This is a genomic window from Peribacillus asahii, from assembly GCF_003570725.1.
GTDB classification, from domain to species: Bacteria; Bacillota; Bacilli; order Bacillales; family DSM-1321; genus Peribacillus; species Peribacillus asahii.
The window spans coordinates 87,876-103,296 of the sequence record NZ_QWVS01000028.1 but is presented as its reverse complement, the minus strand read 5'-3'; the positions used below and the strand labels follow the sequence as shown (position 1 = coordinate 103,296).

The window sequence follows — 15,421 nt, the reverse complement described above, 5'->3', positions numbered from 1 at the left end:
AAAGGGGAGAAGGAGAAATACAATGAAGAAAGTAAAGAATTGGAGGACATTATCTTTATTTATATGGATTGTACTGACGGTTATAACAGTTCTTACAATGCCTGATATGAATCAATTAGTAAGAGAGAAAGGACAATTGACGATTCCTGAAAATGCACAAAGTGAAGTTGCGCAATCGATGATTAAAGAGATAGATGAAAATGGAGATGAAGCCTATCAGATTATTGCTGTTTTCAATAGTGGAAATGATCATAAATTAACGAAAGAACAAAAAGAACAAATTGAATCAGTTATTAATCAATTGAAGGCTAAGAAAGAACAGTTAGGAATTAAAGATATTGTTTCTCATCTGGATAGTAAAGAAGTTGAAAAACAACTATTTTCTGAAGATCAAACAACTATTCTAACGCAAATATCTGTGGAGAGAGAGACCGGGACGATAAGTGAGGTAACTAATCGCCTTTATAAAGGGATAGAGATAAAAGGGGTAAACACTTATCTAACAGGAAGTGAAGTAGTTGGAGAAGACTTTGTTCAATCCTCTCAAGAAGGCATTAAGACAACAGAAAAAATTGCTGTTATTTTTATTTTAGCTGTATTAATTCTTATTTTTAAATCGCCAATTGTTCCAGTCATTTCTCTGTTAACAGTTGGAGTATCTTATATTGTTTCCTTAGGAATTATCGCTCATTTAGTTGACCAATTTAATTATCCATTTTCTAACTTTACACAAGTGTTTTTAGTGGTGATTTTGTTTGGAATTGGAACTGATTATAATATTTTGTTATATACCCGATTTAAAGAAGAACTTAGTAAGCAAGAGGGTGTACTTTCTGCGATTGAAGTAACTTATAAATCAGCAGGAAAAACGGTTTTATATAGTGGCATTGCTGTTTTTATTGGCTTTATGGCGCTTATTTTGGCGGAGTTTAAGCTCTATCAAGCAAGTTCTCCTGTGGCCATTGGAGTGGCAATTCTGCTTCTAGTCTTAATTACTCTTAATCCATTTTTTATGGCTGTACTTGGCAAAAGAATGTTCTGGCCGATTAAACGGTTTGAGGGACATGCAGATAGTCGTATCTGGGCATTTCTTGCAAGCAAATCGGTGTTACGACCAATTATATCTATCATAGTAGTAGCAATATTATGTACGCCATTTTTATTAAAGTATAGTAGCATACTTAGTTATAATGACCTTTTAGAAGTGGATGATGTCTATGCATCTAAGCAAGGTATTCAGATTATTGATGACTATTTTCCACCAGGTTTTTCGTCACCAACTACTCTAGTTATTCAATCAAATCAGAAGTTAGATAACCAAGAATCACTACAAATTTTGGATGAATTATCCAATAGATTGTTGAAGATTGATGGTGTATCAAATGTTTATACGCCTATACGTCCAGCTGGTGAAAAAATAGAAGATTTATATATTGATAATCAAACAAACACCCTTTATAAGGGAATCGGCGACGCTAATGAAGGAATTGGGAAAATAAGCGAAGGTTTTTCTTCTACTGGAGATCAGCTAGCAAGTAATACGAATGGACAAGACAGTGTACAGCAGTTAATCGATGGCACAAGTGCATTACAAAATGGCGTTTCAGCCATGGGAGAGGCCATGAATCAAGTAACGGCAGGAATGAATGATGGGGCCAAAGGAGCAGAGCAATTAGCAACGGGTCTTGCTTCATTAAAAGACACAGTCGGGACATTATCAAACGGGACTGCTGAATTAGCTAAAAGCTATAATCAATTACAAGTGGAATTAAGCGCTGTCGGTAATCAATTTTCTAGTATCGAACAAGCAATAATGAGTGCTAAGGCTGGTTACGAACAAATTGAGACCTTAATGACAAGCTATATTGAAACTAACCCAGAAGCAGCCAATGATTCAAATGTACAGAAAACAATTGGAATTGCTAAATCAGGAAAAGAACAATTAGAAAAACTTGCTGAAGAGTTGAGTAAAGTAACACCTCAATATAATGAAGCGATGTCTTCCTTTAAAGAAGCGAATACAGCACTGATACAAGTGGGCAATGGCTTAGCACAAATGGAGACCGGAGTAGGTAAGTTACAATCAGGAGCGGTAAGTTTACAAGGTGGTTTACGAGACGGTGCAGCGGGTTCTAGCCAAATTGCCAATAAAACGACAGATTTACAATCTGGTTTACAACAAATTAATGTGGGACAAAAACAACTGCAAACAGGACTAAATGATTTAGAAAAGAAAATGAAAAAACTACAATCTGGTCTTTCAAAAAGTTCAGAGGGATTGGATGAAGTAAGTAATGGACTGGAGGATGCTCGTGGCTATTTAAATGGACTTAGTGAGTCAGAAGCATCTGATCAATTGTATATTCCTAAAGAGGTAATGAAAAGTGAGGATTTTCAAGAGGCATTAGATATGTATATGTCTAGCAATCGTCAAACGGTTCGAATGAATATTATTTTAGATGTGAATCCTTATTCAGCAGAAGCGATGTTAGTTGTTAGAGATATTGAAAAACAAGTGGGAGCCTCGTTAAAAGGAAGCGAATTATCAAAAGCACAAGTAGCGATTGGTGGAAAAACATCTCAAAATGCAGATTTGCAGGATATTGCTAGTGGTGATTTTAGTCGCACTGCAATAATTATGCTAATTGGCATAGGGCTTGTTCTTGTTATCATCACTCGCTCATTTTGGCAGCCTATTTTCATTATCGGTTCTTTAATACTAGCGTATAGTACATCTATTGGAATTGCGGAAATGATTTGTACAAAAATTCTTGATATAGATTATTTAAGTTGGAATGTCCCGTTTTTTAGTTTTATTATGGTCATTGCATTAGGAGTCGATTATAGTATTTTCTTAATGATGCGCTATCGTGAAATAGAAGAAGGTGTATTTCATGTGACCGCTATTATAGAAGCGGCGCGTCATATTGGTGGAGTTGTTATTTCAGCTGCGATTATTTTGGGAGGAACGTTTGCTGCTTTGTATCCTTCGGGAGTTGTCACACTCATCGAAATAGCAACGGCTGTTATTATTGCATTAATTCTACTAAGTTTTGTCATGCTGCCGATTTTTATACCAGCGTTAATGGCATTGATGGCTAAATTAAACAGCTTTAGTCGTAGTACAAAAGAGAATTAGGAAAAGTTAACCCCCTGATTTTACTTCATCGTATCAGGGGGGTTCTCTAATCTTTTCTTTCATTGAAATGTAAAAGGTACATAGTAGTCTACTATTTTTGGTAATGCTTGATGTTATTGGATAAGTAAAATAGGCGAACAATCACGTTTATAGCACATAAAATGGCCTACCTAGTTCTAGGTAAGCCTTATCTTTCTTATTTTTGTGCTTTTAATAAATCACGAATTTCCGTTAATAATTCTTCTTCACGCGTAGGCTTTGCTGGTTCTGCAATCTCTTCTGTAGCTTTCTTTCTTTGTAAACGATTGAATACTCGAATGAATATAAAAATAGAAAAGGCCACAATAAAAAAGTCAACAATCGTTTGAATAAAATTTCCGTATTTTACAACAGCGTCTCCTAATGTAAATTGCAAGTTTGTAAAACTGATGCCCCCAAGAAGCAAACCAATCAGTGGCATAATAACATCTTCTACTAGAGATGAGACAATTTTACCGAAGGCAGCTCCAATAATAACCCCGACCGCTAGATCGACAACATTTCCTTTTAAAGCAAATTTTTTAAAATCATTTAACATATACGTCATCCTTTCGAGTTCTGTAGTAATAAGAACTGTTCAATATGTTATAGCATATTTTCATCGGTAATAAAAGCTAAGGATGTTTAAAAATAGAAAACAGTATCAAACAGGAATAGTAATGAGAAAAGTGGTTCCTTGTCCAACTTCACTTTCTACCTCAATTTTTCCTTTCACTTTGCTGATTGTACTGTATACCATAAGCATGCCCAGTCCTGTCCCTTCTTTTTTCGTAGAATAATAAGGTTTCCCTAAATGTGCAATTTCTTCACTTGTCATTCCCGTTCCGGTATCTCCAATTTGGATGAAGATCTTTTTCTTTCGTTCTGAAACATCGATATATAGAGTACCGCCGTCTTTTTTCATTGCTTCGATTCCATTTTTGTACAAATTAATTAAACATTGCTGAATTTGATTTTTATCAAATGTTTTATATAATGAATTATTAAAATTTACTTGTATAGCAACTTGATGCATATTTGCATAGGGCGTCATGATGTTTGTTACATATTCTATTTCTTCTTTAAAATTAGAGTAAACCATATTATTTGATTGTGGTTTAGCAAAAACTAAAAAATCACTTACAATTTTTTCAGCACGCTCTAATTCAAGTAAGGAATATTCAATGTACTTCTTTTCCTCCATACTTATCGTTTTGGATGTATTTAATAATTGGAGAAAGCCATTTGTAACAGTCAGTGGATTTCTTATTTCATGAGCTACACTAGCTGATAATTCACTCACGATATTTAACTTCTCTGAATAAATAAACGTTTCTCGTGCTTTCATATTAGCGATAATTTTTTCTATTAAAGTAGTAATAATCATTATTGCAATACTGTAAGTAATGATAGCGTAGAGTGTTAATTCCCAAAATTCTTGATTGATCGGTACTTGAAAGCTTAAGGTGAGAAGGTACAGGAACATAGTAAAAAAAGCTGCCGCTGCTGCATATAAAACCTTATTTCTCGAATTTAGCTGAATATATTTTTTTGTAAATAAAGGAACTACTAGGAAAATAACAGTGGAGAACAAGAAAGACTGTATAATGCCTTCTCCGCTAATAAAGAATCGATAAATATTAAGTACTACATAAAGGGGGAACACCGTTTTGTATCCATTGTAAAGAGCCAGAATGAGAAAAGGGACGAAGCGTAAATCAAAAATAAATCCTACTTCTAATTTAATAGGGTAGGCCATACATAAAAACATGGAAGCAGTTGAAAGTAAAATATAAATGAATTTATGATGCCTAGTCGGTAATCTATCTTCAAAAAAAATAAGAAACGTTAAAACGGGAAGAAGTAAAAAGAGAAAGTTTAAAAGTAAAATTTCAATCAAAGCAAGCTTCCTTTCATAGGGACTTAGATACATATCATACAGTAATATTTACTTTCTATCATACTATAATTTTATATCGATAAATGTAAAAAGGTAAGTATCTATCTTTTATAATAGACACTTACCTCATTGTTATAAAGTCTTTAGAATGAATAACATTGAATGATTCGATTATATACGACTCGTGCTTTTTTCGAATCATGTGTGCCGTGAATAATTGCACGACCATCTTTAAATATAACGATTCGATAGTTTTCGAATGTGCATGACAGTAAATAAGGGTTGACCGTCACTTGAGTAACCAACGATTGTAAGCTTTCTTTCAAGCGATCTAGTGAGAGAGCAAGCGAGGTACCTGGTCGAATTTGCACGGCATCTCGACCACATAAAACATCTGTTTTTGTTTGGTTTTCAAATGATAGATATGGATAGGTCGCTTTCTCACCGCATGTAGGGCAATGTTTATTTTTCATAGTGGCGATTGTAATGTCCGCTTTTTCATTTTTCCAAATATCGATTGATTGAAGCGTTGGTATAAGCTCGTGACCAGAGAGTAACTTTAAAGCCTGTGTCACTTGAAACGATGCGATGATTTGAACAATCGGATCAATAACGCCAACTGTATCACACGTTATGCCATCAAGGGGCAAGTGATTCATTAAACAATGTAAACAGGGAGTCTTACCTGGAATGATAGAAAAAGTTAGACCGTAACTAGCTACACAGGCACCGAATATAAAAGGTACGCCTTGTTTAACAGCGGCATCATTTACAACCATTCTTGTTTCAAAGTTGTCTGTTGCATCAATAATAATCGATTGATCTTGGATAAATGCTTCAATATTAGAGGCATTGATATCGACAATGTGACTGTTAATAGTAATCTCACTGTTTATTTGCTGCAGACGATTTTTTGCTGCCACTGCTTTTGGTAGCTTATTCATCGCATCTGCTTCTGTATAAAGATGTTGTCGGTATAAATTACTATATTCGACATAATCACGGTCCACAATCGTAATAGTCCCAGCACCTGCTCGTGCAAGCATTTCTGCATTAGCCGATCCTAGTGCACCTGCTCCTATAATGAGTACATGTGCTTGTTGTAATTGTTCCTGTTCAGTATTGCCTAAAAATAATGCTTGTTTTTGATAGCGATTAATCAAGAAGTCACCATCCCCGTTGTAGGGCTGCTTGCTTCACCATAGTTTTTCTCTGTTATTCTTCCAGCTTCATAGCCAAGGTGTCCAGCTTCAATCGCTAGTTTCATAGCTAGTGCCATCTTGACAGGGTCTTTTGCACCTGAAACAGCTGTATTAAGTAAAACGCCATTTGCGCCTAGCTCCATTGCATACGCAGCGTCTTTTGGAGAACCGATACCGGCATCAACAATGACAGGTACGGAAGACTGTTCGATAATAAATTGAAGATTTAACGGATTGATAAGTCCTTTTCCAGAGCCGATTGGTGATGCACCAGGCATAATCGCATGAACTCCAAGTTGTTCAAGCCTTTTAGCTAATACAACATCATCAGACGTATAAGGCAGGACAATGAATCCTTCTGCTAACAGCATTTCGGAAGCCTTTAGTGTTTCAACAGGATCCGGTAATAAAGATTTGTTACAGCCGATTACTTCAACTTTAATCATATCGCATAAACCCGAAGCTTTTGCTAGTTTAGCAATTCTAACAGCTTCTTCAGCTGTTTTGGCACCGGCTGTATTTGGAAGCAGTTTATATTTAGTTAAATCTAATTGTTCAAGAAAGTTTGGTTGAGATTCTTCAAAAATATTCATTCTGCGAACCGCAAACGTTAAAATCTCAGTTCCAGAAACTTCAACGGCTTGCTTCTGAACCTCAAAGGAAGGGAATTTCCCTGTTCCTAGTAAAAGTTTTGATTGAAATGTGTGATGAGCTATTTTTAACATGATTATCATCCTCCTCCTACAAAATGAACAATTTCTACTGTATCTCGATCTGATAATGCTTGTGCTGTGTATTGCTCTTTATAAATAATTTCTTTATTTACTTCTACGACAACAATGCGGTTTTCCAGTTTATATAATTCAAGCAAATCTTGAATACAGTGTACGGTTTCTGGCAGTTCAATAGTTTTTCCGTTTAATTGAATCGACTTCATGATTTCACCTCTTTTGGCGCTCGATTTTAAAGGCTTCTATCCAATCTTTTTTTATTTCTTTTTTCATAATAAAATCTCGAATCATTTGTCCTGTGGCAGGAGCTAGCAAAATGCCATTTCGATAATGTCCTGTAGCGAATAAAATGCCTTCATCATCAGGATGATGCCCGATAAATGGCTTTTGATCAAACGTTTGTGGACGAAGACCTGCCCAAAAGGACTCGATTTTCATATCGATGATGGACGGGAGCATCGTTTTTGCTTTAGCAATGAGCTTCTCGATGCCGCCAAGACTTGCTTGTTCATTCCAATCATTTTCGACCATGCTGGCTCCAAGTACAAGTCTGCCGTTGTTTCGAGGTACAATATAGCAGTGTTCATGAAACAAGGTATGCTTTAACAGCGGCTTTTCACTTGAAACGGATACACATTCGCCTTTGACAGGAATAAGCGTATTGGTTAAACCAAGCTGATGGAAAAAATTCGAGCTCCATACACCATTGGCGACAACGATATATTTAGCTTGGAAATTACCTTTACTTGTTTTAATCGTATAGGAACTGTCTTGTTTTTGAATCGAGAGAACCGATGTATATTCAAAAACCGATGCCCCCAATACTTGAGCACTCTTTCCAAATGCTTGACAAACAGAACTAGGTAAGACATTAACATCATCTTCAATAAAAGCGGCTCCAATAATATTCGTTGAAACAGAGGATTCTTCATGTCGTACATTATCTCTGTCATACCATCTGACGGTAGGAAGAGAGAGGGTAGAGCTTAGCTCACTTTTTTCAGCCTCTGAATAAGCGAGCTGAAAAATTCCGCCTTTTCTTAATTCAATATCGATACCGCTTAGCTCTTTTAGCTCATCTTGAAGCTGAAAATAGGCTAGTTGGCTCTTTCTTGCAAAAGGATAAAAAATCTCAAGGTCATTACATTCTGAATGAGCACCTAGCATACCAGCCGCTGCACTTGTTGATTTACTAGCTAGTTGCTTTTCCTCAAACACAGCAACATCAATCTGTTCTTTCGCTAAATAATAAGCAATTGAGCAGCCGATAATTCCACCGCCTATAATAGCTACTTCATAATTTGTTTTCACATGAATTCTCCTTACATAATTTTAAAAAGTCTAATGCGGATGCATAGGGATTTGGTGAAGAAAAAATGCCCGACATAACCGCAATGCCATCTGTTTTTAGTTGCTGAAGGGCATGTACTCGATTTGGCGTAATTCCACCTATGGCATATACAGGGATGTTGAGTGTTTGTTTCATGTTGCTAATAGTATGTATACCATTTGGAGTTAGTCCCTTTTTACAATCTGTTTCAAAACAATGTCCATATAACACATAATCCGCTCCATCTCTTTCTGCTTGTTTGGCTTCTTCTAAAGAATGAATCGAACGACCAATCCGTAAGTGCGGAAAGTTTTCTCTTACTTTTTGGATAGGGAAACTATGTGATGGAAGATGGATATTTGAAATTTGTGTGAGTAACGCAATATCTAAACGATCATGAATGACGAGTTTTTCTTTGTTTACATCTGCTTGTTCTAAAAGCTGAATGAGTGACAGAATTTCATGAGCCGTTTTTGATTTTTCACGAATATGGACATAATCAACCATATTTTGAATAGAAGAAATAATACTTGTCAGCGCGTCAACCGTATGTGAATCATCTGTTACGGCAATCAGTTTCATATTCGTTTACTCCTTTTACTAGTAGTACACGCAAAAAAACCACTAACCTTAAATAGGAAAGTGGTTTTGTTATTTGTACACAAATAAGCACAAAGAATAACGAACACTTCCCTACGCAGGTGCGAACCTGTTCAGGTTATGAGGGTTTAAAAGTAACTACTTTATTCTCAGCCCTTATCAAGGGATCCCCTAGTGAATTAACTAAATAGTTTTAAAATTTATATTTAAAATATCATAAATCTGGAAGGTATACAATAAAAACTTTTAAAAAAATTTATTGATAAATAGGGAGCTTGATAGAAAAGCAAGTTCCTATTCCTTGTTCACTGACGACTGTAATCTGGCCATCCATTTGATTAATAATACTATACGAAACCATCATTCCAAGTCCTGTTCCTTTTTCTTTTGTTGTAAAATAGGGCTCCCCAAGGCGATGGATTTGTTCTTGTGTCATACCTGATCCTTCATCTCGAATATCGATTTGAATCGTATCCTCATTATTGGTTAGGATAACGTGTAATTTTCCGTTAATCTCCATAGATTCTATGCCGTTTTTTAATATATTAATTAAACATTGTTGAAACTTTTTTCGCTCTCCCTTAACGACATATTGGTCATCTTCTAATAAAGATAGTTTGATTCGTATGCTGTTCATATTAGCTAAAGGAGTAATGATATTGATGACATGCTGAATCTCTTCTGCGACATTGATTTTTTCTTCCTTGTCAAGTGCGGGCTTAGCAAATGTTAAATAATCATTGATTACTTCTGTGGCTCGATCTAATTCTTGTAATGCAATTTCTGTATATTGTTTTCTTTTTTGTTCAGAGGTTTCTTCAGATAGCATTTGGATAAATCCTCTACTTGCGGTGAGGGGATTACGAACTTCATGAGAAATACTAGCTGCTAGATGACTCACCATTTGTAATTTCTCAGCTTTCACTAACTTTTGTAATACTTGAAAATTTGCTTGGATGACTTCCCACAGCAGGTTCGTAAACACCATCGCAATAATCTGTATGGAAATATACTCCGCCCATAGATTTGCTCCTCTGTTTATGTGAAATAGTTGCTCAGATACCAACAGGGAGAGCATTAAGCCGATAAAAGTTAGTGAACTGCTTATTATCACTTTATACTTCACGGAAAATTGCGAAAAATATTTGGATATAAAGAATAGTACAATAGAAAAAGAAAAGAAGGTAATACATGCTATATAAAAGCCGTTATCGCCATTGAGCCAAAAGCGAATGACTAACATTAAGAATAATAAAGGAATTCCTAATTTATATCCGCCATATAACCAACCTAGGATAAAGGGAATCCAACGAAGATCCCATACATAATAAGGACCTGTATCAACAGGGAATATCATGCAAAGAATAAGGGAGACGATAGGAAAAATGGCAAATGTCCTTTTTTTGAAGTTTTCAAATCTATAAGAATATTTGGCAAAATAAATCATTTGTACTAAAAATAACGGAAGAATAGTAAATAAGAAGTTAATTAACAAATCTTTTGTTATTAAAGACATAGTTGCACCGAACTTTCAATAATTTATAACTTTAAATATTCGCTATTATTAGGTGAAATTCCTTTCGTTATTTTAAAAAATGGTATAAAAATACACATTTGTTTTCTGTTCCTATAAATGATAAATACTTTACAGAAGCGGAAATTAGAATTGTACTCGGTATCTCTATCTTTGTGTTACCCATCGTGATTTCATTTATCGTGCTTTTTTGTTAATGCAAAAAACTTAGCTAGTAATAAGGGTAAATAATAAAAGACTGATCACCATCATTCTGTGATCAGTCTTTTTCCGTACTTCTGTACTATAGAATGAGTTGTATTAATTGGTTCCGAAAAATATAATGCTATCAAAGCTATCAAAATCTCTATACACTAATTCTAATTTTTTACCTGGTGATACTTGATAAGTCAAATATCCACTTAAAGTTTTGCCTTTAGCAAGCTTCACAATGGTATCCAATTCATTGTATTTAGCCGAATAAAACTGTAAATCGAGGGCATCGCTGAATTTATCGTTAATATATAGATCTGGGAAGGACCCAGGAATCTGTGTCGGTCCATAATTTTTAATGACAACATAAAGTGAGATATAATTTGCATCGTCATATAGATAACTGCTTCCGTACTGATTGACTGGGTTGCTTACTTTTACTGTAAAATTACCGATTCGCACTGTTTGTCCGAAAGGAACCTTAGATACTTTTTTAGTAGATAAATTTGAAGCATATACATATCCAGTTTTACTGCCGTATGTGACTTTATACATTTTATCTGTTTTTACAGAGGTTGTGGTTACTTTTGTATTGATTGGAAGAGCATCTAATTTCACCTTTTTACTAGTAGTATTACTGTACAATCCAGCACTTTTTTTGACAAAAAAGCTTAATTTTACTTTTGCTTTTGAAAGGTTGGAAGAATAAACATAACCTTTTTTACCTTTATAGGTAACCTTATACATCTTGCTGGATTTACTAGTCGAAGTAGTTAATTTCGTATTGATTGGTACTGTTGTTAGCTTCTTTTTGCTAGAAGATGTACTGCTGTACAAATTTGCAGTTGTTTTAACATAGTACGTGTAAGTGCTGCTGGCTTCCGCAGTTGGTAATGGAGATAATAGTTGGAAAAATAAACCGATACTGCATACCAATGCGATAATTAGTTTAGGAGAAAAAATCTTCAATATAATCCTTCCTTCTTACATTTAATTAATTATATAAAGCTAAATATACAATGTTAATGGAAATAAAATATAGGCTTCAGCATTTTTTGATAAGTATGTATTTTTATAGACAATAAACAATGAAATTATAAGTTTTCCAGATGAAGCGATAGTGGCACATCGTAAAAATGTATATCCGAATCTAATATTAATTTACGTTACATCTAAACGCTATCGGTAATTTATGTTAATTAAAAAGAGGGATAATGGTAAAAAATCAACCGGAAAATTTGTTATATAACAGTATTTTATTTATTGGAAATGTATTGACACAGCGGTTGGTCTGTTATATATTTTATATAACTTAAATAAATTGTTATACAACAGGGGGAGCGAAAATGGAAACATATCGTGAAGCATATGAAAGCTATAAAAGAGCATGTGAAAATTACGGAATGGAGTCGATGACTTTTTATCATTTTGTAACACACTTAACGAAAGAACAATTGAATGAATATGATAATCAAGCTAGTTAATGAAAAAGGACGTGATGACTACGAATCTCGCAGTTGAAGTCAAATAGAAACCCTGCCCGTTTATATATAAAAACAGGCAGGGTTTAATTATGTTTGTCGAAGAAAGTTTTTGTTCATATTTAAACGACTTGCGGAATATCTTTGATAAAGAAGGCGTTAATAATATGCAAATACTATAATTAAGGAGGACAAGCATATGAGGGCTGCTCAAATTATCGAACAAAGAAAACCGTTAAGAATAGGTCATGTACCTGACCCAACTCCAGGTCCGCATGATGTCATTGTGAAAGTAGAAGCAAGCGGAGTGTGCCGTAGTGATTGGCATGCTTGGATGGGAGATTGGGAGTGGATCGGCTTAAGTCCTGTTCTTCCGATTATTCCAGGTCATGAATTAGGCGGTGTTGTTGAAGCGGTAGGAAAAGAAGTGAAAAACTTTCGTCCGGGGGATCGAGTAACGACTCCTTTCCATGAAGGCTGTTCACATTGTTTAAATTGTTTGAGTGGTCAATCAAATCGCTGTGATTCTTTACAAATTTTTGGATTTAGTTATGATGGAGCGTATGCAGAATATGTGAAAGTACCAAACGGGGATTTTAACTTAGTTGCTCTTCCTGATGAAGTGGACACGCTTACAGCTGCAGCTATTGGTTGCCGCTATATGACTGGCTATCATGGCGTCATGCGCAGCAATATTAAGCCGGGGAATTGGCTTGTTGTTCATGGTGCAGGAGGTGTTGGGCTATCTGCTGTTCAAGTTGCCAATGCAATAGGTGCTCAGGTTATTGCCGTTGATGTAGATGCTGCTAAATTGGACAAGGCTAGGAAAGAAGGTGCCGTTGTTGGTGTGAACGCTCGTCAGGAAAATGTTGTGGAAGCCATTCGAGAAATAACAAAGGGTGGGGCACACGCGTCCATCGAAGCGCTTGGAATTCAAGAAACGATTTTAAATTCCGTTACTTCTTTACGCAAAGGGGGCCGACATGTTCAAATCGGTTTAACTACAAAAAATGAAGGGGGCTTAGTTGGCCTTCCGATTGATGCGATTACAGCGATGGAGTTAGAAGTGGTCGGAAGTCTAGGTAACCCTCGCTCGGAGTATAATGGTTTACTAGCATTGATTGCTCAAGGGAAGTTAAATCCAAAATCGCTCGTTTCACGTGAGATTGCCTTAGACGATGTATCTGAGGTGCTTCATGATATGACAAGTTATAAAACCTATGGATTTAATGTAATTACACAATTTAAATAGAGGTGATTTTGACACAACTTTTTTGAGTTGTGTCTATTTTTTTGAGGGAAATAAAAAGCTTGCAGACAGCCCTTGATATGGAGGTGTTGTCTACAAGCTTTTATGAAGATGCTTAAGATATTAATCAAACTGTAACTTATAATCTTCTGCTTTAATCATTTTTAATTTTTTAGAGAATAGGTAGATTAGAACAAGATTCAATCCAATTGGAATAATGAAGAATGTACTTAGCATAATAGTGATATTTTTAGTAGTCCAGCCACCGTCTGCTAAATTTATATAATTGAGCGGTCCAACTAATCCTGATAACCCGAAGCCAGCACTATAAGGTGTTCCTTGAATATTTAATACACCAGCCAGAGCTCCGAGAACCGCTGCTGTGATTAACATTGGAAAAGCGATTTTCGGCTTCATGAAAAAGTTTCGCATTTGAATTTTTGGAGAGCCTAACACATGTGCTAATGCTGTTCCAAGTGAATTAGCTTTATAACTAGCAATCGCTAAACCGACACCTGCTGCTACAATACCTAAGTTTGCGGCACCAGATCCAATACCAGAAAGCATAATAACCGTTGCAACTCCTACTGTTGAAATAGGTGATAATATAATGATACAGAAAATAACAGAAATAAGTGCTCCCATTAAAACAGGTTGTAATGCTGTTATATTTGCAACAGCGACACCTAACAAACCAGTAGAATGTTTGACAAATGGTAGAATGGAATAACCAATCATACCTGGCATTAAAATACTCAGCGTTGGCATTAAAAGAATGGAGTACTCTTTTAATCGATTGCCAAGAAATTGAACAAATAGCACCGTTAACGCAGCTGTAATCCCAGTATTAATAACGATTCCAATTCCATTAAGCGTAAAGGCCCCTTCTGCTGTTTTTTGAACAACACCGCTACCAACCATCGCTGCAATTCCAATACTTGCTGTTTGAATGGAGGTTAATTTAAACGTAACCCCTACCATTACCCCAATCATAACGGGTAAGAAGCTCATGACAATGACTGTAATGTCTAAAATGGGTTGTAGGGCAGGGAAGTGTGGAATTAATAGTTTAAGAATTTCCCCTAATAAAGCATTTGGAATCAATGAAACAACAATACCAATGCTCATTCCAGTTAATAACTTGCTGAAAAAATCTTTCATTTTAACTAGCTCCAATCTCGTTGATAATAGAAAAATTATAGAGAATATTCTGATAGTAGTCAATGAAAATTTTAACACTTTACTGCAAAGGTGTGTAAAAGCGTTCCCGTGAAAGGAAAATTATTAAAAAGAGACATTCACTTTGTTCCTAAAGGGGGATTTTTTAGGAGAAGATGAATGTTCTGTGATAGAATGAAAAAGATGAAAAATGAAGGAGATGTTAACATGGCTAAAAAAGGTTACATTGTAATGGAAAACGGAGAAAAGATTGAGCTTGAATTTTACCCTAATGAAGCTCCTAACACAGTAGCTAACTTTGAAAAACTAGCTAATGAGGGCTTTTATGATGGAGTAGTTTTTCATAGAGTAATTCCAGGGTTTGTGAGCCAAGGTGGAGACCCTACAGGTACAGGAATGGGTGGAAGTGGTACTACTATTAAATGTGAGACTGAGGGAAATCCTCATAAACATGAAGCAGGCAGCTTATCTATGGCTCATGCTGGTAGAGATACAGGATCTAGCCAGTTTTTCATTGTTCATGAGCCACAACCTCATCTAAATGGAGTCCATACTGTCTTTGGTAAAGTGACATCAGGCCTTGAGACTGCAAGAGCTATGAAAAACGGTGACACGATGAAAGAAGTAAGAGTATTTGATGCGGATTAATTAAATCATGTAAATGAGAGCAGGGCTGTTAATTAGCTCTGCTCTTTTTTGGTTCCTTAATTTTTATAGCCTATCACAGTTTTTGAATGCCTCTAAGAATATTCCTGAGAAAGGATAAAGATTGGATTATATACAATGCTTTATCAGGACCTAAATAAAAGGACACAACATATTTTATATTAACAAATATGCTATGTCCTTTTTCCAATTTATTTTAT

General features: G+C 35.5%; 14 protein-coding genes and 1 riboswitch. Of the genes, 4 read left to right on the top strand and 10 right to left on the bottom strand.

The window, feature by feature from the left end:
• Nucleotides 1-22: 22 nt before the first annotated feature.
• On the top strand, nucleotides 23-3,139 hold the full coding sequence (locus tag D1953_RS14735; RefSeq protein WP_119117948.1) for an MMPL family transporter: 3,117 nt from the start codon (nucleotides 23-25) through the stop codon (nucleotides 3,137-3,139).
• A gap of 196 nt (nucleotides 3,140-3,335) precedes the next feature.
• Here the strand turns inward: D1953_RS14735 and mscL are convergent, their stop codons facing one another.
• The 9 genes from mscL to D1953_RS14690 all read right to left on the bottom strand — a co-directional run bounded on the left by mscL (nucleotide 3,336) and on the right by D1953_RS14690 (nucleotide 11,615).
• Complete coding sequence (gene mscL / locus D1953_RS14730; protein ID WP_119117947.1) at nucleotides 3,336-3,716, bottom strand: large conductance mechanosensitive channel protein MscL; 381 nt, start codon at nucleotides 3,714-3,716, stop codon at nucleotides 3,336-3,338.
• Nucleotides 3,717-3,821: 105 nt separating this feature from the next.
• Nucleotides 3,822-5,057, bottom strand: a complete 1,236-nt coding sequence (locus D1953_RS14725; protein WP_119117946.1) for an ATP-binding protein — start codon at nucleotides 5,055-5,057, stop codon at nucleotides 3,822-3,824.
• A gap of 143 nt (nucleotides 5,058-5,200) precedes the next feature.
• Nucleotides 5,201-6,220, bottom strand: a complete 1,020-nt coding sequence (locus D1953_RS14720; RefSeq protein WP_119117945.1) for a ThiF family adenylyltransferase — start codon at nucleotides 6,218-6,220, stop codon at nucleotides 5,201-5,203.
• A complete protein-coding gene (locus tag D1953_RS14715; RefSeq protein WP_119117944.1) occupies nucleotides 6,217-6,984 on the bottom strand; it encodes a thiazole synthase in 768 nt (255 codons plus the stop codon). The genes D1953_RS14720 and D1953_RS14715 overlap by 4 nt, the downstream gene beginning before the upstream one ends.
• Nucleotides 6,985-6,989: 5 nt before the next feature.
• Nucleotides 6,990-7,196 carry a sulfur carrier protein ThiS gene (gene thiS, locus D1953_RS14710; RefSeq protein ID WP_119117943.1) on the bottom strand — a complete coding sequence of 69 codons (207 nt, stop codon included), beginning with the start codon at nucleotides 7,194-7,196 and terminating at the stop codon, nucleotides 6,990-6,992.
• Between the two features lie 4 nt (nucleotides 7,197-7,200).
• Nucleotides 7,201-8,301, bottom strand: coding sequence for a glycine oxidase ThiO (gene thiO / locus D1953_RS14705; RefSeq protein ID WP_119117942.1), 1,101 nt, complete (start codon nucleotides 8,299-8,301; stop codon nucleotides 7,201-7,203).
• Nucleotides 8,285-8,902, bottom strand: a complete 618-nt coding sequence (tenI, locus tag D1953_RS14700) for a thiazole tautomerase TenI (RefSeq protein ID WP_119117941.1) — start codon at nucleotides 8,900-8,902, stop codon at nucleotides 8,285-8,287. Before tenI ends, thiO begins: the two co-directional genes overlap by 17 nt.
• A 91-nt stretch (nucleotides 8,903-8,993) precedes the next feature.
• A riboswitch (TPP riboswitch) is annotated at nucleotides 8,994-9,103 on the bottom strand.
• A 73-nt stretch (nucleotides 9,104-9,176) separates the two neighbouring features.
• Nucleotides 9,177-10,436 carry a sensor histidine kinase gene (locus D1953_RS14695; protein WP_119117940.1) on the bottom strand — a complete coding sequence of 420 codons (1,260 nt, stop codon included), beginning with the start codon at nucleotides 10,434-10,436 and terminating at the stop codon, nucleotides 9,177-9,179.
• A 318-nt stretch (nucleotides 10,437-10,754) separates the two neighbouring features.
• Nucleotides 10,755-11,615 carry a DUF4352 domain-containing protein gene (locus tag D1953_RS14690; protein ID WP_119117939.1) on the bottom strand — a complete coding sequence of 287 codons (861 nt, stop codon included), beginning with the start codon at nucleotides 11,613-11,615 and terminating at the stop codon, nucleotides 10,755-10,757.
• 377 nt (nucleotides 11,616-11,992) lie between these two features.
• Between D1953_RS14690 and D1953_RS21330 the strand changes: the two genes are divergently transcribed.
• Together D1953_RS21330 and D1953_RS14685 are read left to right on the top strand one after the other, a co-directional pair.
• Nucleotides 11,993-12,130 carry a hypothetical protein gene (locus tag D1953_RS21330; protein ID WP_164853174.1) on the top strand — a complete coding sequence of 46 codons (138 nt, stop codon included), beginning with the start codon at nucleotides 11,993-11,995 and terminating at the stop codon, nucleotides 12,128-12,130.
• Between the two features lie 196 nt (nucleotides 12,131-12,326).
• Nucleotides 12,327-13,379, top strand: a complete 1,053-nt coding sequence (locus D1953_RS14685) for a zinc-dependent alcohol dehydrogenase family protein (protein WP_119117938.1) — start codon at nucleotides 12,327-12,329, stop codon at nucleotides 13,377-13,379.
• A 120-nt stretch (nucleotides 13,380-13,499) separates the two neighbouring features.
• Here D1953_RS14685 and D1953_RS14680 read toward each other — a convergent pair whose 3' ends face one another.
• The gene (locus tag D1953_RS14680) at nucleotides 13,500-14,537 is read right to left on the bottom strand and encodes a PTS sugar transporter subunit IIC (RefSeq protein WP_119117937.1); all 1,038 of its coding nucleotides are present in this window, start codon (nucleotides 14,535-14,537) and stop codon (nucleotides 13,500-13,502) included.
• A 225-nt stretch (nucleotides 14,538-14,762) separates the two neighbouring features.
• Between D1953_RS14680 and D1953_RS14675 the strand changes: the two genes are divergently transcribed.
• Nucleotides 14,763-15,203: a peptidylprolyl isomerase gene (locus D1953_RS14675; RefSeq protein WP_119117965.1), complete on the top strand. Its 441-nt coding sequence runs from the start codon at nucleotides 14,763-14,765 to the stop codon at nucleotides 15,201-15,203.
• Nucleotides 15,204-15,421: the final 218 nt, after the last annotated feature.